The organism is Saccharothrix sp. BKS2 (assembly GCF_047689505.1).
Taxonomy (GTDB): Bacteria; Actinomycetota; Actinomycetes; order Mycobacteriales; family Pseudonocardiaceae; genus Actinosynnema; species Actinosynnema lopnurensis.
This window is the reverse complement of the sequence record NZ_JAUQOL010000001.1, coordinates 288,611-309,769: the sequence shown is the minus strand read 5'-3', so window position 1 is coordinate 309,769 and position 21,159 is coordinate 288,611. Positions and strand designations below refer to the sequence as shown.

At 72.4% G+C, this 21,159-nt stretch carries 20 protein-coding genes and 1 pseudogene; 12 read left to right on the top strand and 9 right to left on the bottom strand.

The window, feature by feature from the left end:
* Positions 1–2 precede the first annotated feature (2 nt).
* Genes Q5530_RS00960 through Q5530_RS00950 form a run of 3 tightly spaced genes read left to right on the top strand, consistent with a single transcriptional unit; the run spans position 3 to position 2,090 of the window.
* A complete protein-coding gene (locus tag Q5530_RS00960) occupies positions 3–488 on the top strand; it encodes a hypothetical protein (protein WP_415360023.1) in 486 nt (161 codons plus the stop codon).
* On the top strand, positions 485–1,777 hold the full coding sequence (locus tag Q5530_RS00955) for a hypothetical protein (protein ID WP_415360021.1): 1,293 nt from the start codon (positions 485–487) through the stop codon (positions 1,775–1,777). Before Q5530_RS00960 ends, Q5530_RS00955 begins: the two co-directional genes overlap by 4 nt.
* Positions 1,671–2,090, top strand: a complete 420-nt coding sequence (locus Q5530_RS00950) for a transglutaminase-like domain-containing protein (protein ID WP_415360020.1) — start codon at positions 1,671–1,673, stop codon at positions 2,088–2,090. Before Q5530_RS00955 ends, Q5530_RS00950 begins: the two co-directional genes overlap by 107 nt.
* Positions 2,091–2,780: 690 nt before the next feature.
* On the opposite strand, the gene Q5530_RS00945 is transcribed toward Q5530_RS00950, so the two are convergent.
* The 3 genes and pseudogenes from Q5530_RS00945 to Q5530_RS00935 form a co-directional block, all read right to left on the bottom strand.
* The gene (locus Q5530_RS00945; RefSeq protein WP_415360456.1) at positions 2,781–3,920 is read right to left on the bottom strand and encodes a hypothetical protein; all 1,140 of its coding nucleotides are present in this window, start codon (positions 3,918–3,920) and stop codon (positions 2,781–2,783) included.
* 112 nt (positions 3,921–4,032) lie between these two features.
* Positions 4,033–4,188 (bottom strand): annotated as a pseudogene (locus Q5530_RS00940) (protein kinase domain-containing protein); the annotation flags it as partial.
* Positions 4,189–4,354: 166 nt separating this feature from the next.
* Complete coding sequence (locus tag Q5530_RS00935; RefSeq protein WP_415360018.1) at positions 4,355–4,492, bottom strand: hypothetical protein; 138 nt, start codon at positions 4,490–4,492, stop codon at positions 4,355–4,357.
* A gap of 189 nt (positions 4,493–4,681) precedes the next feature.
* Between Q5530_RS00935 and Q5530_RS00930 the strand changes: the two genes are divergently transcribed.
* Positions 4,682–5,125 carry a winged helix-turn-helix transcriptional regulator gene (locus Q5530_RS00930; protein ID WP_415360017.1) on the top strand — a complete coding sequence of 148 codons (444 nt, stop codon included), beginning with the start codon at positions 4,682–4,684 and terminating at the stop codon, positions 5,123–5,125.
* Positions 5,126–5,473: 348 nt separating this feature from the next.
* Here Q5530_RS00930 and Q5530_RS00925 read toward each other — a convergent pair whose 3' ends face one another.
* From Q5530_RS00925 to Q5530_RS00915, 3 genes are all read right to left on the bottom strand, one after another.
* Positions 5,474–6,154, bottom strand: a complete 681-nt coding sequence (locus tag Q5530_RS00925) for a phosphatase PAP2 family protein (protein WP_415360016.1) — start codon at positions 6,152–6,154, stop codon at positions 5,474–5,476.
* Between the two features lie 146 nt (positions 6,155–6,300).
* The gene (locus tag Q5530_RS00920; RefSeq protein WP_415360015.1) at positions 6,301–6,933 is read right to left on the bottom strand and encodes an alpha-ketoglutarate-dependent dioxygenase AlkB; all 633 of its coding nucleotides are present in this window, start codon (positions 6,931–6,933) and stop codon (positions 6,301–6,303) included.
* A 62-nt stretch (positions 6,934–6,995) separates the two neighbouring features.
* Positions 6,996–7,160: a hypothetical protein gene (locus Q5530_RS00915; RefSeq protein ID WP_380637220.1), complete on the bottom strand. Its 165-nt coding sequence runs from the start codon at positions 7,158–7,160 to the stop codon at positions 6,996–6,998.
* 486 nt (positions 7,161–7,646) lie between these two features.
* On the opposite strand from Q5530_RS00915, the gene icmF reads away from it, so the two are divergent.
* Together icmF and Q5530_RS00905 are read left to right on the top strand one after the other, a co-directional pair.
* The gene (icmF, locus tag Q5530_RS00910; protein ID WP_415360013.1) at positions 7,647–10,889 is read left to right on the top strand and encodes a fused isobutyryl-CoA mutase/GTPase IcmF; all 3,243 of its coding nucleotides are present in this window, start codon (positions 7,647–7,649) and stop codon (positions 10,887–10,889) included.
* Positions 10,890–10,925: 36 nt separating this feature from the next.
* The gene (locus Q5530_RS00905; protein WP_415360011.1) at positions 10,926–11,735 is read left to right on the top strand and encodes an MBL fold metallo-hydrolase; all 810 of its coding nucleotides are present in this window, start codon (positions 10,926–10,928) and stop codon (positions 11,733–11,735) included.
* On the opposite strand, the gene Q5530_RS00900 is transcribed toward Q5530_RS00905, so the two are convergent.
* Together Q5530_RS00900 and Q5530_RS00895 are read right to left on the bottom strand one after the other, a co-directional pair.
* Positions 11,725–12,954: an Nramp family divalent metal transporter gene (locus tag Q5530_RS00900; protein ID WP_415360010.1), complete on the bottom strand. Its 1,230-nt coding sequence runs from the start codon at positions 12,952–12,954 to the stop codon at positions 11,725–11,727. The genes Q5530_RS00905 and Q5530_RS00900 overlap by 11 nt on opposite strands.
* 67 nt (positions 12,955–13,021) lie before the next feature.
* Positions 13,022–13,882 carry a manganese catalase family protein gene (locus Q5530_RS00895; protein WP_415360008.1) on the bottom strand — a complete coding sequence of 287 codons (861 nt, stop codon included), beginning with the start codon at positions 13,880–13,882 and terminating at the stop codon, positions 13,022–13,024.
* 204 nt (positions 13,883–14,086) lie between these two features.
* Between Q5530_RS00895 and Q5530_RS00890 the strand changes: the two genes are divergently transcribed.
* The 4 genes from Q5530_RS00890 to Q5530_RS00875 all read left to right on the top strand — a co-directional run bounded on the left by Q5530_RS00890 (position 14,087) and on the right by Q5530_RS00875 (position 17,582).
* Positions 14,087–14,803 carry an AfsR/SARP family transcriptional regulator gene (locus tag Q5530_RS00890; protein ID WP_415360006.1) on the top strand — a complete coding sequence of 239 codons (717 nt, stop codon included), beginning with the start codon at positions 14,087–14,089 and terminating at the stop codon, positions 14,801–14,803.
* Entirely contained in the window at positions 14,800–15,018 is a 219-nt protein-coding gene (locus tag Q5530_RS00885; RefSeq protein ID WP_415360005.1) for a hypothetical protein, read from the top strand. Before Q5530_RS00890 ends, Q5530_RS00885 begins: the two co-directional genes overlap by 4 nt.
* 247 nt (positions 15,019–15,265) lie before the next feature.
* Entirely contained in the window at positions 15,266–17,029 is a 1,764-nt protein-coding gene (gene ctaD, locus Q5530_RS00880) for a cytochrome c oxidase subunit I (protein ID WP_415360003.1), read from the top strand.
* Positions 17,030–17,078: 49 nt separating this feature from the next.
* The gene (locus Q5530_RS00875; RefSeq protein ID WP_380637212.1) at positions 17,079–17,582 is read left to right on the top strand and encodes a hypothetical protein; all 504 of its coding nucleotides are present in this window, start codon (positions 17,079–17,081) and stop codon (positions 17,580–17,582) included.
* Between the two features lie 120 nt (positions 17,583–17,702).
* Here Q5530_RS00875 and Q5530_RS00870 read toward each other — a convergent pair whose 3' ends face one another.
* Positions 17,703–18,737, bottom strand: a complete 1,035-nt coding sequence (locus Q5530_RS00870) for a LacI family DNA-binding transcriptional regulator (RefSeq protein WP_415360001.1) — start codon at positions 18,735–18,737, stop codon at positions 17,703–17,705.
* A 256-nt stretch (positions 18,738–18,993) separates the two neighbouring features.
* Here Q5530_RS00870 and Q5530_RS00865 point away from each other — a divergent pair, with 256 nt between their 5' ends.
* Both Q5530_RS00865 and Q5530_RS00860 read left to right on the top strand, forming a co-directional pair.
* Positions 18,994–20,238: an extracellular solute-binding protein gene (locus Q5530_RS00865; RefSeq protein WP_380637210.1), complete on the top strand. Its 1,245-nt coding sequence runs from the start codon at positions 18,994–18,996 to the stop codon at positions 20,236–20,238.
* Positions 20,238–21,158 carry a carbohydrate ABC transporter permease gene (locus tag Q5530_RS00860; RefSeq protein ID WP_380637209.1) on the top strand — a complete coding sequence of 307 codons (921 nt, stop codon included), beginning with the start codon at positions 20,238–20,240 and terminating at the stop codon, positions 21,156–21,158. The genes Q5530_RS00865 and Q5530_RS00860 overlap by 1 nt, the downstream gene beginning before the upstream one ends.
* Position 21,159: the final 1 nt, after the last annotated feature.

The window sequence follows — 21,159 nt, the reverse complement described above, 5'->3', positions numbered from 1 at the left end:
TCGTGCTCGACGACCACGCCGCCGGCTACCCCGACCCCGCGCACCTGGAGGACGCGCACCTGGAGGACGCGCACCTGGAGGACGCGGTGGAGGTGGCCGCGTCGCTGGTGGCGGTGGCGGTCGCCGAGGGGCACCCGGTGCGGCTGCTGTCGTCCTCCGGCGCGGTGGACGTCGAGCTGCCCGCGGGCGCGGTGGACGCCGACGCCGCGGTGGTGCTCACCGCCCTCGCGGACCTGACGGCCGTGGCCGGGGAGCCGGTGGCGCGCTCGGTGCCGGTCCGCGACCTGGACGTGGTCGAGGTGGTGTGCGGGGCGTCGTCGGACCTGTCGGCGTCGGCGCTGGAGGCCGGTCGCGCGTCGGTCGGCGTGGTGCTCGTGGTCGACCCCGGCGCCGGGCGGGCGGTGTCCGCGATCGGCTCGGTGCCGGTCCTGCGCGCCGCCGCGGCCGAGGGCCTGCTGGACGCGTGGAACGCGGTGGTGTCGCGGTGAGCGTGCGGTGGGGGTGGTCGGCGCTGCTGCTCGTCGTGGCCGCGCTGCACCTGGGGGCCGGCTGGCAGGGCCTCGCGCCGTCGCTGGTGTTCGCGGGCGCGGCGGTGGCGGCGTTCCTGTGCCTGCCGCTGCTGCGGTGGCGTCGCGTACCGACCGGCCTGGTGGTGTTCGCGCTGCTCATGACGGGTGTCGTCGTCGCGCACCAGGTGGCGCGGGACCCGGCCGCCGACCCGGCCGACCCGCTGCCGGTGCTGCTGGACCTGGTGCCGCGCCTGCTCACCGCCGCCCGACCGGCGCCCGCCACCCCCGAACTGCTGGCGCCCGGCGCGCTGCTGGTGTTCGCGGTGTCCCTGCTCGTGGTGCTCGCCCTGCTGCGCGGTGGCCGGTCGCTGCTCGCGCCGGTCGTCGGCGCGGCCCTGCTCTACACCTGCACGGCGCTGCTGACCGCCGGTCGGGCGGACCGGGCCGGCCTGGTCGCGGTCGCGCTGGTGGCGTTGACCGCGCTGGGCTGGCTGGTGGTCGACCGCCTGGAGACCGGCGGCCGGGTGCTGCTCGGGCTGCCCGCCGTGCCCGTGGCCGCGGTGGCCGTGCTGGCCCTCGCGCTGCCACCGGACGACGCGTTCGAGCCGAGAGAGCTGGTGGAGCCGCCGGTGAGCGCCCTCGGGGTGGCCAACCCGCTGCCGCAGCTGGCGTCGTGGGCCGGCCTGGGGGACACCGAGCTGTTCCGGGTGCGCGGGCCCGAACGCGCCGTGCGACTGGTGGTGCTGTCCGACTACTCGGGCGCGACCTGGCAGGCGGCCTCGCTGTACGGCCCCCTCGGCGCGGTGGCCGCGCCCGACCTGCCGCCGGGCGCGCGTGGTCGAGGAGGAGGTCCAGGCGACCATCGGCGAGCTGCGCGGCAGCTGGCTGCCCACCGCCGGCCGGCCGACGTCGGTCACCCTGGACGGCGCGGTGGTCGACCCGGACTCCGGCTCGCTGGTGCTGCCCGCCGAGCTGCGGCCCGGCCTGACCTACCGGGTGCGCGGCGTGCTCGACGTGCCGGACGACGACGACCTGCTCGACGCGGGCGTGCCGGACGACGGGCGGGCGCGGCGCTACCTGGCGCTGCCCGGGTTGCCGTACTCGCTGGCCGAGTACGCGCGGCAGGTGGTGAGGAACGCGCGCACGCCGTACGAGCGGGCGGTGGCGATCGAGCAGGTGGTCAAGCAGGGGCGTGCGCCCGACGCGCAGGCGCCGGTCGGGTCGTCGTACGCGCGCCTGGAGCGGTTCCTGTTCGGCGCGCCCGGTGAGCCGGGGGCCGGCGCGGGCACGGCGGAGCAGTTCGCGTCGGCGTTCGCGGTGCTGGGGCGGGCGGTCGGGCTGCCGACGCGCGTGGTGGTCGGGTTCCAGCCCGGGGCGGGGGAGGAGCGGGCCGTGCTGGGCGGGACGCCACCGCCTGGCCCGAGGTGTACTTCACGGGGTGGGGCCGGGTGCCGTTCGACCCGGTCTCCGGGGTGTCGTCGGGAGGGTCGAGCGCGGCGCAGAAGCGCGAGGTCCTCGACCGGCTCGCCTCGATCACGGCGAGCCCGACCAGCACCCCGCTCTCCGCCCCGCCGCTGGTGACGCCGTCGGGTGCGGTGGAGGGGCGGGCCGCGTCCGGGTTGGTGCCGTCGCGGCGGTGGGTCGGGTACGCGGTGCTCGCGGCTGTGCCGTTGGTGCCGGTGTCCGGGCTGGTGCCGGCGCGTTTGGTGCGGCGGTGGCGGTTGCGGCGGGCCGGGGTGGTCGGGGCTTGGGCTTATGTGTTGGACGCGTTGCTGTTGGTCGGGCGGACGCCGCCGCCGCACCGGACCGCGCCGGATGTTGCTCGGGATGTCGCTCGGGATGTTGACGGAGGGGTTGCGGGGGAGTCGGGTTCGGCTGGGTTGGGTTCGGCTGGGCTGGGTTCGGCGGCGGTGGAACTGGCGCGGTTGGCCGATTGGGCTGCTTTCGCGCCGGAGGGGCCGGGGGAGTCCGGGAAGGCGGCGGGCCCGGCGGGTGCCCGTGCGGCGGCGGGCCCGGCGGGTGCCCGTGCGGCGGTGGGCCCGGTGGGTGCGCGTGCGGGTGCGCGTGCGGGTGGCGGTTCGGCGGAGGCGGCCGTGCGGGCGTGGCGGTTGGCGCGGGAGGTCCGGCGCGGGCTGCGTGGTCGGGTTCGTTGGTACCGCAGGGTGTTCTGGGCCGTGGACCCGCGACCTCTGTGGCGTCGCCAGCCGCTGCCGCCGTCGGGTTCGCACTCTCCCGTCGTTGTGCCGCGTGCCGGACGGTCGGGGCCCGGCGTCAGCCGTTGCGGACGGCGCAGGTCTTGGCCGAGACACCGCGCTGCGTGGTCGGGTCGTCGAGGCCGATCGCGAGCACCTGGAAGCAGTACTGCGGTGCGGCCGGGTCCAAGCCCTCCAGCACGTGCGACGTCTCACCGGCGACGACCGTCACCAGCGACCGGGCCTCCGCGCCCGTCACGTCGACCACGACGAACTGCGCGTTGCCTTCGCTCGGGTCCGTCCAGAACAGCCCGATGCTGTCCCCGTCGTCCTCCAACCGCTTGAGGACCGGGGTGAACCCGGGGTCACCACCCACCGGCACCCCGGCTGAGGCGGTGGCGGTCGAAGCCGGTGAGGCCGAAGAGGACGGTGGGGAGGTGGGCGGTGACGAGCCGGTCGCCGCGACGTCGCCGGTCCGGTCGGGCAGGCTCAGCGCCACCCCGACCGCGACACCGGCCAGGAGCGCACCCATCCCGGCCGCGACCCACACCTTGCGCGGCCGTCGGCGCGCACCGGGCGGTTCGGCCGGCCCCACCAGCGGCACGGGCGCGGTTGACCTCGGCGCGGTTGGCTTCGATGTGACCGGTTTCGGCGTGCTCGGGTGGGCCGTGCTCGGGTGGGCCACGGGGTCGTGGCGGACCGTCAGGTCGGCCGGCTCGTCGGTCCACGTCCTGACCGGTTCCGCGAGGGTGCCGCTTGATGCCGTTCCCGGACCAGAACCGGGTCCGGCCTCAGCTCCGTTCTCATCCCCATTCCCAGCCGTCGGTTTCGGGCCGAAGTCGGGGATCGCGGTCGAGCCCTCCGGGTAGTGCTCCTCGACCTCCCGTCGCAGGACGGTCGTGTGGTCGGGGTCCACTTCGGACTGCGGGGTCCGGGTGGGCAGCGCCGCCGGCGCCGCGCGCAGCGACGCCGCGTCGGGGAACCGCTCCTCGCGCGACTTGCGCAGGTACCGCAGGATGATCGAGATCAGCTCGACCGGCACGTCCCGCCGCAGCAGCGAGCGCGGTGGGGCCTCCCGCACCCGGCCGAGGTAGGCGAGCATCGTGTCCTCGCCCGGGTTGTCCGAGGTGAACGGCGGTTGGCCGTCGAGCAGGGTGAACAGCGTCGAGCCGAGCGACCACAGGTCGTCCGACGCGGCGGGCGGTCGGCCGTCCACCATCTGGGGTGCGGCGTGCCGGTAGCTGACCAGTTGGAGCGACGCCGTGTGCGCCGCGTCCGCGCCGCGCGATGCCGAAGTCCGCCAGCACGTACGACGTGGGCAGCACCAGGATGTTCTGCGGCTTCACGTCCCGGTGCAGGATGCCCTGCCCGTGCGCGAACGCCAGCGCGTCCGCGACCGCGATCCCGGCCGCGACGACCTCGCGCACCGGGAGCGGCCCGTGCTGCTGGAGCCGGTCGTGCGGCGACCCGAGGTCGTGGTACTCCATCACGATGCACGGCTGCCCGGCGATCACGCCGGTGTCGAGCGGTGACGACGTGCGGGTGCTGGCGACCCAGCCGGACGGTGATCTCCAGCTCACGCCGGAACCGGCTGACCGTCGCCGGGTCGGCCACGTCGAGCACCTTCACCGCGACGTCCCGCCCCAGCCCGTCCTACCGGGCCCGGTAGACGGTGCCCTCGCCGCCGTGGGCGACCAGCCGGAAGTCGCTGTAACCGGGCAGGGAGATGGCCGGGGCCGCGTCCCGGGAGGTCGGCGGCGCCCACGCCAGCAGGTCGTCGGCCTGGTCCACGACGCGATGGTATCGGCCGGGCACACCGCGGCCGGACGCCTCCGAACGGCGTCCGGCGACTGACCACAACGGCGGTACGGGAAACTGGTCATCACGGTCCGCGCAAGGTCCTCCCGCGACCGTCACCACCCGTGATCGGATCATCGGATGAGTTGGTTTCTTCGCGAAACTCGTGGTTATCATGCGCAGATGCTCCGACGCACGTACGACGGCCAGGTCTGCTCGATCGCCCGCACGCTAGAGGTGGTCGGCGAGCGGTGGACGTTGCTGATCGTGCGCGACGCCTTCTACGGGGTGACCCGCTTCGACGGTTTCCTGAACCGCCTGCCGATCGCGCGCAACGTGCTCAGCGACCGCCTCAACGGCCTGGTCGACCACGGCGTGCTGGAGCGCGTGCTGTACCAGGACCGGCCACCGCGCCACGAGTACCGGCTGACAGCCAAGGGGCGACGACTCGCCCCGGTGCTGATGACGTTGATGGAGTGGGGCGACCACCACCTGGCGGGCGAGGCGGGACCGCCGAGCGTGGCCGAGCACAACGACTGCGGCGGCCGCGTCAGCACCCGGTTGGTGTGCGCGTGCTGCGGCCAGGACGTCGACCGCGCCGAGGTGACGGTCCGCCAGGTGCGGTGACCTCCCCCCTTGTCGGCCGGGATGAGGCCCGCCTCGTGGGCGACGATCGCCGCCTGCACGCGGTTGCGCAGGTCGAGCCGCTTGAGGATCGAGCTGACGTAGACCTTCGCCCGCGACCGGGGGCCGACACCCGCTCCCACGCCGCGCCGATCAGCTCGGTGAACCCGCGCCGGTACCGCCCGAACGACCACGGCACGACGGCCGGCGCGAGCGCCGTGACGGGCCGGTGGCGGACCAGCACGAGCAGACCGGTGAGCAGTGGGATGGCCGTGAGCGCCCACAGGAGCAGGGCGCGCACCTCCAACACCTGGTCGATCGTTGTTGGGTGCCGGGTGGCTTGGTGGGCGGTCAACGGTACAAGCGGATCGTTTGCTCCACAGAGGACTCGGGCGGGTAGTCGGATGTCGGGAGCGCGGGGGGCGGTTCGGGGCGGTTGCCCGGGACCGGTAGCGGTAGGCGGGACAGGAGGGGCAGGGTGGTGGCCACTGCGGCGCCGAACAGCAGGCCCGCCACCACGTCGTGCGGGTAGTGCACTCCCACCAGCACCCTGGTGGTGGCGGCGACCAGGGCGGTCGCCAGGGCCAGGGTGCCCAGGGCCCTGCTCGACCACAGGACGGCTACGGCTGCGGCACCCACGATCGTGGAGTGGTTGCTGGGGAACGACCAGTCGCCGACCTCCGGGCAGGTGAGGATGGTGCCCACCTCGCCCAGTGCCCGGCACGGGCGGTCCTGCTGCCAGAGCACCTTCACCGCCTCGCTCGACACGTAGGCGATGCCTGTCACCACGGGCGCCAGTAAGGCCCGGCGGTACGCGGCGGGTGGTCGGTGGCGCGCTCGCCACCACACGACCAGGAACAGGACCGGGAAGACGACCACCAGGGCCTCGGTCAGGAAGGCGATCAGCCACTGCGCCCAACCCGGGCTCGACGCGGCCCACGTGGCCACCTCCAGGTACCACTCGGCGCTCACGTCGGGGACGTCCGGTGTTGAGGTGTCCGGGTCGGTTTGGGCCATGGGGGGTGTTGTCATGGCCCTGACCCTACGGAGGGGTGGGGTGGTGGTCTGCCGGCCGAGGTTGTGAGTTGATCTTGTCGAAGGATATAGGGTGTTCTGCCCCTGTGGAATGGCGATCGGGGTGAACGGGGGGAGTGTGGTCCACTGTGGACCGGAAGGGGTCAGCGCACGTCGCGTGGGCGGAACTGGACGCTGATGCGCGGGCCTACCGATCGGCTCGCCTTGGGCACCGCGTGTTCCCACGTCCGCTGGCAGGAGCCGCCCATGACGATCAGGTCGCCGTGGCCCAGCGCGTGCTTCACGGTCGCGCCGCCACCGCCACCGCCACCGCCACCGCGCGGGCGCAGGGCCAGGACGCGGGGAGCGCCGACGGACAGGATGGCCACCACCGTGTCCTGCGTGGCGCCTCGCCCGATCGTGTCGCCGTGCCAGGCCACGCTGTCCCGGCCGTCGCGGTAGTAGCAGAGGCCGGCGGTGCGGAACGGCTCGCCCAGTTCCTCGCGGTACCGGTCGTCGAGCGCGGTGCGCGCCTCGGTCAGCACCGGGTGGGGCAGGGGGGCCTGCTCGTCGTAGAAGCAGAGCAGGCGGGGAACGTCCACCACGCGTTCGTACATCCGCCGGCGCTCGGCGCGCCACGGGACCTCGTCGGCCAGGTGGTGGAACAGCGCGTCCGCGCCGGTGAGCCAACCCGGGAGCACGTCGATCCACGCGTCGTCACCGAGGGGGGTCCGCCGGAGGGCGGTGAGGGGGCGCAGGGCGGGCACGGCACCGTCGTCGAACAGCGACACCTGCATGTCCGCAGCATAGCGCGGGGGTCGAACGCCTGTTCGACCCGGAAGAGCAGAAAACCGAGGGCTCAGGCTTCCGGTTCCGGCTTGCGCCGACGGCCGCCGGTCCGGACCTGCTTGGCCGGCTCTTCCGCCGCCTGCTCGGCCTGGTGCTGCGGGGCCGCCTCGGCGGCCGCCTGGTTGTCGGCGAGCAGGATGGCGGCCAGCTCGTCGTAGATCGGTGTGCTGCTCATGGACGTCCCTCTACCCCTTTTGGAGGCAAGTTACACGCATGATCCTGATCATCTGCGAGCAGGGTCGGGGAACGACCTGAACGGGGTGAATGTGTCACCTGGCCGTGTGGTGGGACGCCTGTCGGCGGCCTGCTCAAGACCCTGTCCGTGGTAAAAGGCGAACATTGTTCGAATCGTTCGGGACCGAAGGGGAAAGCATTCGGTTCCCCCGAGGTGGGAACGCGGCAATGCTTCTGCCGGGTTCGCGCGCGCCTGGCGGGGGAACCCGGGTGGATCGTGCGACGCGGCGGTTCGGGTGGGGCGGACCGCTCGGCGCCCGTTGGTCCAGGATGATCACGAGCGGGCGGGGAGCGGTCCCGACCCCCGGCGGACCAACCGGTCGAGCGGCCCCGCGACCCCGGTGACGCGCCCCACAGGTCGGTATTACTTCCGATAAATGGATGTCCTAGTAATCTGGTGGCAGTCGTCGATGCCGAAGGAGCCGTCGTGACCGCCGCCACCACGCTGCACACCCCGGAGCACCCGGTCCGCTTCATCACCGCGGCGAGCCTGTTCGACGGGCACGACGCGGCGATCAACATCATGCGCCGCATCCTCCAGTCGCAGGGCGCGGAGGTCGTGCACCTGGGCCACAACCGCTCGGTCCGCGAGGTCGTCGACGCGGCCGTCCAGGAGGACGTGCAGGGCATCGCCATCAGCGCCTACCAGGGCGGGCACGTCGAGTACTTCACCTACCTGGTGGAACTGCTCAACGAGCGCGGCGCCGGCCACGTCAAGGTCTTCGGCGGCGGTGGCGGCGTCATCGTGCCCGAGGAGATCGAGCTGCTGCACTCGCGGGGCGTGACGCGCATCTTCTCCCCGGCCGACGGCCAGGAGCTGGGCCTCGCCCGCATGATCAACACCATGGTCGAGGCGTGCGACCACCCGCTGACCGACCGCGCGCCCGCGTCCTGGGACGGCCTGTTCACCGGCGCCGACGACGTGCTGGCCCGCGCCATCACCCTCATCGAGGCCGGTCGGCTGCCCGACGACCTGCGGGAACGCCTGGTCGCGGCCGCCGGCTCGCGGACCGTCCCCGTCCTGGGCATCACCGGCACCGGCGGCTCCGGCAAGTCCTCGCTGACCGACGAGCTGGTCCGCCGGTTCCGGCTCGACCAGCAGGACAAGCTGCGCGTCGCGGTGCTGGCCGTGGACCCGACCCGCCGCAAGGGCGGCGGCGCGCTGCTCGGCGACCGCATCCGGATGAACTGCCTGGACGGCGACCGGGTGTTCTTCCGGTCCCTGGCCACCCGCCGCGCGGGCTCGGAGGTGCCCGACGGCCTGGCCGACGCGATCCTGGCCTGCCGCGCGGCGGGCTTCGACCTGGTCGTGGTGGAGACGCCGGGCATCGGCCAGGGCGACGCGGCGATCGTGCCGTTCGTCGACCTCTCGCTGTACGTGATGACGCCCGAGTTCGGCGCCGCGTCGCAGCTGGAGAAGATCGACATGCTCGACCACGCCGACGCGGTGGCGATCAACAAGTTCGAGCGCCGCGGCGCCGAGGACGCCCGCCGCGACGTGGCCCGCCAGCTGGTGCGCAACCGGGAGGCGTTCGGCGTCCCCTGGGAGGAGATGCCGGTCTTCGGCACGTCCGCGGCCACGTTCAACGACGACGGCGTGACAGCGCTCTACCAGCACCTGCGCGACGAGCTGGCCCGGCGTGGGCTGCCCACCGAGGAGGGCGTGCTGCCCGCCGCGACCGGTCGGGTCTCGACGTCGGCGGCCACCGTGGTGCCCGCCTCCCGCGCCCGGTACCTGGCCGAGATCGCCGAGACCGTGCGCGGCTACCACCGGGCCACCGAGACGCACGTGGACGCGGTGCGCCGGGCCGCGCACCTGCGCGCGGCGCGCGACGAGCTGGAGGCCGCGGGCCACGACACCGCCGCGATCACCTCGCTGCTGCGGTCGGCGGAGGAGCGGGTCGACGCCGAGGCCGCCGCGCTGCTGGCCGAGTGGCCCCGGGTGGTCGAGGACTACAGCGGCGACGAGCTGGTGGTCCGCGTCCGGGACCGCGAGATCCGCACGACCCTGACCAGGGAGACGCTGTCGGGCAACCGGGTCCGCCGCGTGGCGCTGCCGCGCTACGAGGACGGGGGCACGCTGCTGCGGTTCCTGCGCGCGGAGAACCTGCCCGGCCGCTTTCCCTACACCGCGGGAGTGTTCCCGTTCAAGCGGGAGGGCGAGGACCCGGCGCGGATGTTCGCCGGCGAGGGCGACGCGTTCCGCACCAACCGCCGGTTCAAGTACCTGTCGCAGGGCTCGCCGGCGACCAGGCTGTCCACCGCGTTCGACTCGGTGACCCTCTACGGCCGCGACCCCGGGACCCCGCCGGACGTCTACGGCAAGGTCGGCACGTCCGGCGTGTCCATCGCGACCCTGGACGACATGAAGGCGCTCTACGACGGCTTCGACCTCACCTCGCCGACCACGTCGGTGTCGATGACCATCAACGGGCCCGCGCCGACCATCCTGGCGTTCTTCCTCAACACGGTCGTGGACCAGCAGGTCGACGGGTTCCGCGCCGAGCACGGCCGCGAGCCGTCCGAGGCGGAGGCCGGCGAGCTCAGGGCGCGGGCGCTGGCCACCGTGCGCGGCACCGTGCAGGCCGACATCCTCAAGGAGGACCAGGGCCAGAACACCTGCATCTTCTCCACCGAGTTCTCGCTGCGGATGATGGCCGACATCCAGGAGTGGTTCATCCGCAACGACGTGCGCAACTTCTACTCGGTGTCGATCTCCGGCTACCACATCGCCGAGGCCGGGGCGAACCCCATCAGCCAGCTGGCCTTCACCCTGGCCAACGGGTTCACCTACGTCGAGTCGTACCTGGCCCGCGGCATGGACGTGGACGACTTCGCGCCCAACCTGTCGTTCTTCTTCTCCAACGGGATGGACGCCGAGTACAGCGTGATCGGCCGGGTGGCGCGGCGCATCTGGGCGATCGCCATGCGCGAGCGCTACGGCGCCAACGAGCGGTCGCAGAAGTTCAAGTACCACGTGCAGACCTCCGGGCGGTCCCTGCACGCGCAGGAGATGGACTTCAACGACATCCGCACCACGTTGCAGGCGCTGTGCGCGCTCTACGACAACACGAACTCGCTGCACACCAACGCCTACGACGAGGCCGTCACCACGCCCACGGAGTCCTCGGTGCGCCGCGCCATGGCCATCCAGCTCATCATCAACAAGGAGTGGGGCCTGTCGATGAACGAGAACCCGCTCCAGGGCTCGTTCGTCGTCGAGGAGCTGACCGACCTGGTCGAGGAGGCGGTGCTGGCCGAGTTCGACCGGCTCTCGGAGCGCGGCGGCGTGCTGGGCGCGATGGAGACCGGCTACCAGCGCGGCCGCATCCAGGACGAGTCGATGCTCTACGAGCAGCGCAAGCACGACGGCTCGCTGCCGCTGATCGGCGTGAACACCTTCCTTCCCGAGCACGGCTCGCGCGAACCGGTGACCATCGAGCTGGCCCGCGCCACCGAGGACGAGAAGCGCTCCCAGGTCGAGCGGACCAGGGCGTTCGCCGCCGCGCACGCCGCCGAGGCCGAGCCCGCGCTGCGCAGGCTCAAGGAGGCCGCCACGGCGGGGGAGAACGTGTTCGAGGTGCTGGTGGACGCGGCGCGGGTGTGCACGCTGGGCCAGATCACCGAGGCGTTCTTCGAGGTGGGCGGGCAGTACCGGCGCAACGTCTGAGCGGTTGGGCACCGCTCGTTCGGGCACCCCGGCCCCATGGACGAGCAGAACTCCCTCCGGTTCATCGGCAACGCCACCACCGTGCTGAGGCTGGGGCCGTTCACCCTGCTGACCGACCCCAACTTCATCCGCCGCGGCCAGTGGACCTACCTGGGCAACGGCCTGGTGTCCCGGCGGCTGAAGGACCCCGCCATCGGCATCGACGAGCTGCCCGCGCTGGACGCGGTGGTGCTGTCGCACATGCACGGCGACCACTTCGACCGGGTCGCGGTGCGCGAGCTGAACCGCGACCTGCCGATCCTGACCACCCCGCAGGCGGCGCGCCACCTGGGCCGGCGCGGGTTCCGGGAGACGGTCGCGCTGCCCACCTGGGACGACCTCAGGCTGACCAAGGGCGGCGCGAGCGTGACCGTGACGTCCCTGCCCGGCACGCACGCCCGCGGCCGGCTGGCCCGGCTGCTGCCGCCGGTGATGGGCAGCATGGTGGAGTACCGGGCCGCGCCCGACGCCGAACCGCTGCGGATCTACCTCAGCGGCGACACGCTCGTGCACGACGAGCTGCGCGAGGTCCGCGAGCGCTACCCGGTGATCGACGTGGCCGTGGTGCACCTGGGCGGGACCCGGGCGTTCGGCGTGCTGCTCACCATGGACGGCGCGCAGGGCGTCGACCTGCTGGAGCTGCTGCGGCCGCGGCGGGTCGTGCCGGTGCACTACGACGACTACACGGTGATGAAGTCGCCGCTGTCGGACTTCCTCGCCGAGGTCGAGCGGCGCGACCCGCCGGCCGCGGTCACGCGCGTCGACCGCGGCCGGACCGTCGCGCTGCCCAGCCACCTCACCCGGTGACGGTGCGGACCAGCAGGAACAGGTTCAGCGCCGAGATGACCAGCGCGCCGGCCAGGCCGAAGAGGGTGGCGCCCCGCCGGTTGACGGCCTCGCCCATGACGTCGCGGCGCCGGCCCAGCAGCACCAGCGGCACCAGGGCGAACGGGATGCCGAACGACAGCACCACCTGGCTGAGCACGAGCGCCCGGGTCGGGTCGACGCCCAGCGCGAGCACCGCCAGGGCCGGCGCCATGGTCAGCAGCCGGCGCAGCGACAGCGGGATGCGGCGGCGCAGGAAGCCCTCCATGACGACCTGGCCGGAGTAGGTGCCGACGCTGGACGCGGCCAGGCCCGAGGCCAGCAGCGCCAGCGCGAACGCCAGCGCCGCGCCGGGGCCGAGCAGGGAGCCGAGGCCGCTGTGCATGTCCTCCAGCGACTCGCCGGCCGCGCCGGTGCCGTGGAACGCGCCGGCGGCCACGACGAGCATGCTCGCGTTGACCACCCCGGCGATGCCGAGGGCCACCACGATGTCGGCGCGGCTGGCCCGCAGCGCGCGCCGCCGGGTGGGCGCGTCGGTGGTGTGGTGGTGCTGGGTGAGCGCGGAGTGCAGGTAGATGACGTGCGGCATCACGGTTGCGCCGAGCATCCCGGTGGCCAGCAGGACGCTGTCCGCGCCGGCGAAGCCGGGCACCAGACCGGCCGCCGCGCCGGTCGGTGGCCCCAGCCGCAGCGCCTGGTAGAGGAACCCGCCGAGCACGATCGCGAGCAGCCCGATGATCACCGACTCGAACCGCCGCCGGCGCAGCGGGGCCAGCGCGAGGATGCCCGCGGACACCACGGCCGTGATGAGCGCGGCGGGCAGCAGCGGCACGTCGAACAGCAGGTTCAGCGCCACCGCGGCCCCGACGAACTCGGCCAGGTCGGTGGCCATCGCCACCAGCTCCGCCTGCACCCACAGCAGCCGCGTCACCGGCCGCGGGTAGTGCTCCCGGCACAGCTCGGGCAGGTTGCGCCCGGTGACGATGCCGAGCTTGGCCGACTGGTACTGGATGAACATCGCCAGCGCGCTCGCGCTGACGATCACCCACAGCAACAGGTAGCCGTGGGCGGCCCCGCCCGCCATGTTGGTGGCGAAGTTGCCCGGGTCGACGTAGGCGACCGCGACCACGAAGGCCGGGCCCATGACCACGGCCGCCGAGCGCAGCCGCGCGACCGGCGTGCTCAACGAGATGCCGACCATCCCACCGTCCCTTCCGTGCTCTTGGCGGCGGCCACCCGGTCGGGTGGCCGCCGCGGGGGGTTCGCGATCAGGTGAGCTTGCGGATGGCCTTCTCGATCATGCCCAGGTTCGCCGGGCTGGTCGCGTAGAGCAGCGGGTCGGGCTTCGGCGCGGACGCCTTGTCGCCCAGCGGCTGCGCGTCCATCACGTAGGAGAACTCGTGCGCGCCGTCCGGCGTGGGTCCGGACGCCCAGCGGCCCTCGGGACCGTGCACGCCGTCGGAGTTGTGCCAGATGGTGCTCGCGTGCTCCTGGTACTCCTCGTCGAACAGCGCGCTCGGGCTGATCGGGCCTTCGAGGCCGTCCTCCTGGAGCTCCTCGATGGCGGCGAGCCACATGTTCTGGTGCGCCGTGTCGCGGGCCAGGTTGAACTTGAGCATGTCGCGCACGCCAGGGTCGTCGGTCATGTTGTACAGGCGCGCGGTCTGGAGCCTGCCCTGCGCCTCGGCCGCGACGTTGGCCCGGAAGTCGGCCATGAGGTTGCCGCTGGCCACGATGAAGCGGCCGTTCCACGGCACGCCGTTGCTGTCGGACAGGGTGGGCCCGCCACCGCTGACGATGGCCTGCTGGACGTCCATGCCGCCGACCACGGCGGCCACCACCGGGTCCTCCACGGCCTTGGCGGTCACCTCGGACGGCGCGCCCTCCAGCAGGCGCGCCACCATCGTCGCCAGCATCTCCACGTGGCCGATCTCCTCGGTGGCCACGTCCATGATCAGGTCCTTGTACTTGCCCTCCATGCGGCAGTTCCAGCCCTGGAACAGGTACTGCATCGTCACGGTCATCTCGCCGTACGCGCCACCGATCAGCTCCTGGAGCTTGCGCGCGAACAGCGCGTCGGGCGCGGAGGGCTTGGCCTCGAACTGCAACTTGCTGGTGTGCAGGAACATCCGGCCTCCTCGATCGGGTTAGTGGCAGCGACGTTAAGCACGGGGCGTGACCGGGAAGGCGTTGCCGCGACACGGGTGCGTCACCACCACGGCACCCTCCCTGCTCAGGGTGGGCGAAAAAATCGATCCGGGTGGTGTGGTGCGGCAATCTGAGGGCACCCGAACGACCCCGACACACCCTCGAAGCAGACGGGTCCTGCCCCCATGAGCGACACCCACGCGCCAGCCCGGACCACCCTCCACCTGCTCAACGGCTTCGGCATGGACCACGACCAAGCGCGCGTGCACGTCCTGCCGAGCGTGCGCAAGCTCCTCGCCCTCCTGGCGGTGCGCGAGGAACCGGTCAGCCGGGCGGTGGTGGCCGCGCTGCTGTGGCCCGAGGCGACCGCGCGCCGGGCCGCGGCGTGCCTGAGGTCCACCCTGTGGCGGCTGGCCAAGCCCGGCGAGCCGCTGGTCGAGACGGTCGACGACACCCTGTTCTTGGGCGCGGCGGTGGACGTGGACTTCCGCCGGGCCTGCCGGCTCGCGGACGCGGTCGCGGTGACCGAGCGGGTGCCCGACGCGGACGCGGTGGCGCTGCTGAAGGCGGACCTGCTGCCCGGCTGGGACCACCCGTGGCTGCACGCCGAGCAGGACTGGTGGCGCGAGGCGCGGTTGCGCGCCCTGGAGGTGCTGAGCACCCGCTTCCGGTCCGCGGGCGACCGGCACCGGGCCCACCAGGCGGCGCTGGCGGCGGTGCAGACCGACCCGCTGCGCGAGAGCGCCCACCGGACCCTGGTGGAGCTGCACCTGGCCGACGGGAACCCGGCCCAGGCGCTGCGGCAGTACACCGCCTACCGGGTCAGGTTGCGCACCGAGCTGGGCCTGGAGCCCTCGCCCGAGATCCACCGGCTGGTCCGACCCCTGCTGGGTGGCCGGTGACGGGGGCGGAGCTGGGCGCGGTGCTGGTCTGCACCGGGTTGCTGTGGCTGGGCGGGTTCGGCGTGTTCGCCCTGGCCTGCCGGTGGTCCGCGGCCGAGCCGCACCGGCTGCGGGACGCCCGGCGGATCGCCGCCTGGCAGCGGCTGGGCCCCTGGGTCCTCACGGCGAGCTCCCTGCTCGCGGTCGCGGGGGCCGGCCTGCTGGTGGCCGGGTGAGTCGGCCCGGGTGAGTCGGCCCGGTTGAACCGGCTCGGCTGAGTCGGCTCAGGTGAGCCCGGCCGGGTGAACCTGGCCAGGTGAACCGGGTCGGGTGAACCCTCGAAAGGATGAGTTTGCGACCTCCCGGGCGGGCAACTCACCGCGCGTTGCCCGTGCGACCGGAAGGAGGGGCCATGACCGAGCCCCGGTACGAGGCCGAGGACGTGGGGCGCGAGGCGATCGGGGAAGGCGGCGGCGCACCGCGATGACCACGCTCAAGCCCACGCCGATCGTGCCCGTGGAGGCGGCGCGGCGCGCCTCGAAGGGGTCGGCGCTGCTGCGGCTGTTCCGCACGACCGACCACAAGCTGATCGGCCTGATGTACCTGACGACGGCGTTCGGGTTCTTCCTGGCCGGCGGCCTGATGGCGCTGCTGATGCGCGGCGAGCTGGCGCGCCCCGGGCTCCAGTTCCTGTCCAACGAGCAGTACAACCAGCTGTTCACCATGCACGGCACGATCATGCTGCTGCTCTACGCGACACCGGTGGTGTTCGGGTTCGCCAACTTCATCCTGCCGCTCCAGATCGGCTCCCCGGACGTGGCGTTCCCGCGGCTCAACGCCTTCTCCTACTGGCTGTTCCTGTTCGGCGGCCTGATGGCGATGAGCTCGTTCCTCACCCCGGCGGGCGCCCCGGACTTCGGCTGGACCGCCTACACGCCGCTGAGCACCGCGCCCCACAGCCCCGGCCCCGGCGGGGACCTGTGGATCACCGGCCTGGCGGTCAGCGGCCTGGGCACCATCCTGGGCGCGGTCAACATGATCACCACGGTGGCGTGCCTGCGCGCGCCCGGCATGACCATGTTCCGGATGCCGATCTTCACCTGGAACATCCTCGTCACCTCGCTGCTGGTGATCATCGCGTTCCCGATCCTGACCGCCGCGCTGCTGGGCCTGCTGGCCGACCGGCAGCTCGGCGCGCACGTGTTCGACCCGGCCAACGGCGGGGTGATCCTCTACCAGCACCTGTTCTGGTTCTTCGGCCACCCCGAGGTCTACATCGTGGCGCTGCCGTTCTTCGGCATCGTCACCGAGATCCTGCCGGTGTTCTCCCGCAAGCCCCTGTTCGGCTACAAGGGCCTGGTCTACGCCACCATCGCGATCGCGCTGTACTCGGTCGTGGTGTGGGCGCACCACATGTTCGCCACCGGCGCGGTGCTGCTGCTGTTCTTCTCCGCCACCACGTTCATCATCGCCATCCCGACCGGCATCAAGTTCTTCAACTGGATCGGCACCATGTGGAAGGGGCAGCTGACCTTCGAGACGCCGATGCTGTTCGCCATCGGCTTCCTGGTCACGTTCCTGTTCGGCGGCCTGACCGGCATCCTGCTGGCGTCGCCGCCGATCGACTTCCACGTGCACGACACGTACTTCGTGGTGGGGCACTTCCACTACGTGCTGTTCGGCACGATCGTGTTCGCCACCTACGCGGGCATCTACTTCTGGTTCCCCAAGTGGACCGGGCGGATGATGCACGAGGGCCTGGGCAAGGTCCACTTCTGGACCACGTTCGTGGGCTTCCACGGCACGTTCCTGGTCCACCACTGGCTGGGCAACCAGGGCTTCCCCCGCCGCTACGCCGACTACCTGCCCATCGACGAGTTCACCACGCTCAACACGATCTCCACGATCGCGGCGTTCGTGCTGGGCGCGTCGACGCTGCCGTTCATCTGGAACGTGTTCCGCAGCTACCGGTTCGGCGACCCGGCGGGCCGCGACGACCCGTGGGGGTTCGGGAACTCCCTCGAATGGGCGACCTCCTGCCCTCCGCCCCGCCACAACTTCACCGAGCTGCCCCGCATCCGCTCCGAACGACCGGCCTTCGAACTGCACTACCCCCACATGGTCGAGCGGATGCGCGCGGAGTCGCACTACTCGATCCGCAACCGGGACCAGGGCGGCACCGGGGTCGACAAGACCACCGAGAAGTACCTGGCCCCGACGGACCGCGAGAGCAAGCACGACGAGTGATCATCACCGAGCCAGGTGAATGAACCTGGCGGAACGGGTACACGGGCCCATGACCTCGAACGAGCAGGACGAGTACACGCAGGACTCGTACACGCCGCCGCACGACACCGGCTCGCCCGACGCGGTCGAGACCGACCCGGCGGCGCTGAACAGCGCCGAGGACCTGGACGAGGACCGCCTCCGGCAGGACCCGCTGGAGGCGGGGATGGACCCGCCGGAGCACTGGAGCGGGGCGGACAAGTACGGGACCACGCCGCGCGAGCTGCGGACCCCCCGACCGCTGGACGAGCGGCTGGGCGAGGAGCAGCCCGACGTCACCGCCGAGGTCCGGGAGCCGAACCCGCTGGAGGAGGACTCGATCGCCCGCGAGGAGGGCGTGGTCGGCCTGGACGACGTGGCCGACCTGACGCCCGGCGGCGCCGACGAGGCGCTGGCGGAGGCCGAGCGCCGGGGCCAGGCCGCCGACGAGGCGGGCAGCCCCCGGGTCGACTCCGACGCCGCCCGGCTGCTGGACGACCCGGAGGGGCGGCTGCCCGACGACAGCCGGCCCTGAGCCGGGCGCGGGAGACCGCCGCTCGCAGCCTGAAGGCCGCCGCCCACCACTTGGAGGCCGTCGCCCCCCGCGTCACGTGCGGGGAGCGGCGGCCTCCCGCCGTGCCCGGGGCGGCGCGGTTCAGCGGCTGGAGGCGCGCACCACGAGCCTGGTCGGCAGGAACGCGGGCTCGGGCGTCGCGCCGCCGTGCACCATGGTCAGCACGGCCCGCGCCGCGGCCACCCCGATCCCCGCCTTGTCCTGCGCTACCGTGGTCAGCGGCGGGTCCACCAGCGCGGCCAGCTCGATGTCGTCGTAGCCGACCACGGCCAGCTCGTCGGGCACCCGCAGGCCGGCGTGCCGGGCGGCCAGCAGCGCGCCCACCGCCATCTCGTCACTGGCGCAGAACACCGCGGTGGGCGGCTCGGGCAGGGCGATCAGCGACCGCATCGCGGCCTGGCCGCTGGGCCGGTAGAAGTCGCCCTCCACCACGTACTCGTCGGGCAGCGCCAACCCCGCCCCGGCCACCGCGGCGCGGAAGCCGGCCAGCCGGTCGGCGGCGGGCAGGTTGCGGCCCGGCCCGGTGATGGTGGCGACCCGGCGGTGCCCGGCCTCCACCAGGTGCCGCACGGCCTGGTGCGCGCCCTGGGCGTTGTCCGAGGTCACGAAGGTGGCACGGGGCCCGTCCACGGCCACGTCCACCGCGACGCACGGCAGGCCGGACTGGGCGAACGCGGTGAACGCGGGCGCGTCGGAGCCGCTGTCGATGAGCACCAGCCCGCCCAGGTGGTGGCGCCGGGTCATGTTCACGTACGCCACCGGGTCGGCCAGGGACGCGCCGACCGCCCGCAGCGCCGCCGAGCCGCTGGTGGCGAGCATCAGCAGGTGGTAGCCGTGGGCGCTGAGCGCCGACTTCAGGCCGATCAGCAGCTCCTGGAGGTACGGGTGCCGCCAGCCCGGCCGCCGGTGGTCGGTGTCCCACACCAGGCCGATCAGGCCGGAGCGCTTGGTGGCGAGGGCGCGGGCCGACTCGTTGGGCCGGTAGTCCAGCTCGCGGGCCACCCGCTCGACCACTTCGCGTTTTTCCTTGCTCACCGTGAGCGGCTGGTTGAAAACACGCGAAACGGTCGCCACCGACACCCCGCAGAGCTGGGCGATCTCACGGATCGTGGTCATCTCCGGCCCTTCTTTGTAACCGGTTACAGAGCCTACAAGAGCGGTCCCTGACCAGGGTGGACAACGTATCACCTGCGCAAACGTCGGATGGTTGAAACGGGCGGGTTATCGCTTCGTTACTTGACGGTATCGCGCGCCGCGGTTGTCATGTAGACCACACCGGCCGCGTTCTGGACCCGGTCGGTATTCGCCGGAAACCCCCGGATCGACCCTCCGCGCATCCGGCTTGCCCAAAAGAGGAAAGGGAACCGCCACCATGAGACGAACCGGGACCGCCATCGGCGTCGGCCTGCTCACCGCCTCGCTGCTCGCGGGCTGCGGCGGGGACGCGGGCGACGGCAAGACCAGGATCACCGTCGGCATGTTCGGCAACTTCGGCTACCAGCAGCTGTTCGAGGAGTACGAGAAGGCGCACCCGGACGTCGACATCACCGACCGGACCGCCTCCTACGCCGACCACCACAAGAACCTGGCCGCCCACCTGGCCACGAACAACGGCGCCGCGGACATCGAGGCCGTCGACTCCGGCTACATCAACCAGTTCAAGGCCAACCCGGACCGGTTCGTCGAGCTCGGCCCCGAGCTGAAGGACCGCTGGCTGGACTGGAAGTGGGAAGCCTCGCTGTCCAAGGACGGCAAGCAGATCGGCTACGGCACCGACATCGGCGGCCTGGCCATCTGCTACCGCCGCGACCTGCTGGAGGCCGCGGGTCTCCCGGCCGACCGCGACGCCGTGTCGGCCCTGTGGCCCGACTGGGAGGCGTTCATGGCCAAGGGCCGCGAGTTCCAGTCGGGGGCGCCCGAGGGCACCAAGTGGTTCGACGGCGGCCCGTCGCTGCTCAACGCCATCGTCGGTCAGGCGCCCACCGGGTACTACGACCGCGAGGACAAGATCGTCGTCGGCGAGAACCAGGAGATCAAGGCCGGCTGGGACCTGGTCGCGCAGGGCGTGGCCGACGGCCTCTCCGCGGGCCTGCTCTACAGCACGCCGCAGTGGAACACCGGCTTCAAGCAGAGCCAGTTCGCCACCGTGATCTGCCCGGCGTGGCAGATGGCCAAGATCAAGGACCAGGCCCCCGACACGGCGGGCAAGTGGGACCTGGCCACGGTGCCCGGCGGCGGCGGCAACTGGGGCGGCTCCTACCTGACCGTGCCCAAGCAGGGCAAGAACACCGAGAAGGCCGTCGAGCTGGCCGCCTGGCTGACCGCGCCCGAGCAGCAGTCCCGGGTCTTCGCCTCGAACAACCTGCTGCCCTCGACCACGAAGGCGCTCAGCGAGCAGTCCGTCGGCCAGTACCAGGACCCGTTCTTCAACAACGCCCCGGTCGGCGCGGTGTTCACCGCCGCGGCGCGCGCCCTCAAGCCGCAGTACCAGGGCCCGAAGGCCGGTGACGTGCAGACCGAGCTGGGCAACGCCATGCTGCGCGTCGAGCAGGGCAAGCAGGGCGCGGAGGAGTCCTGGAACCAGTTCGTCGCCGACGCGAAGAAGCTCGAGGGCTGATGGAGCTCACCTGGCGGGAACGCCGCCACCGCTGGGACACCCGGTACGCGCCCTACGCCTACGTCGCGCCGTACTTCCTGCTGTTCTCGGTGTTCGGCCTGTTCCCCCTGCTCTACACCGCCTGGGTGTCGATGCAGGACCGGAACCTGCTCGACGGCGACGCGGCGACGTTCATCGGGCTCGACAACTACGTCCAGCTGCTCACCGCGGACCCGTACTTCTGGAACGCGATGGGCAACACGCTCAGCCTGTGGCTGTTCACCACGGTCCCGCAGATCCTGTTCGCGCTCGGCATCGCGCAGCTGCTCAACCGGCGGCTGCGCGGCCGGACGTTCTTCCGGATGGGCGTGCTGCTGCCGAACATCACCTCGGTGGCCGCCGTGACGATCATCTTCGCGCAGCTGTTCGGCCGGGACTTCGGCCTGATCAACTGGGTGCTGGAGCTGTTCGGCGCGGGTCGGATCGACTGGCAGGCGGGCACCGCCAGCTCCCACACCGCCATCGCCGCGATGGTGGTGTGGCGCTGGACCGGCTACCACGCGCTGATCTTCCTGGCCTCCATGCAGGCCATCCCGAGCAGCGTGTACGAGGCGGCCCGGCTGGACGGGGCGAACGCCTGGCAGCAGTTCTGGCGCATCACCGTGCCCATGCTGCGCCCGCAGATCATCTTCTCCACGGTGATCGCCACCGCGGGCAACATGAGGCTGCTGGCCGAGCCGCTGCTGTTCAACCCCGGCTCCGGCGCGGCGACCGGCGGTTCGGACCGGCAGTTCCAGACCGCCGCGCTGTACCTGTACGAGCAGGGCTTCGCCAAGTTCGACTTCGGCTACGCCTCGGCCATCGCCTGGCTGCTGCTGATCGCGACCGTGGCGATCACCGGCCTGAGCTACCTGGCCGCGCGCCGCATCCGGACCGACTGAA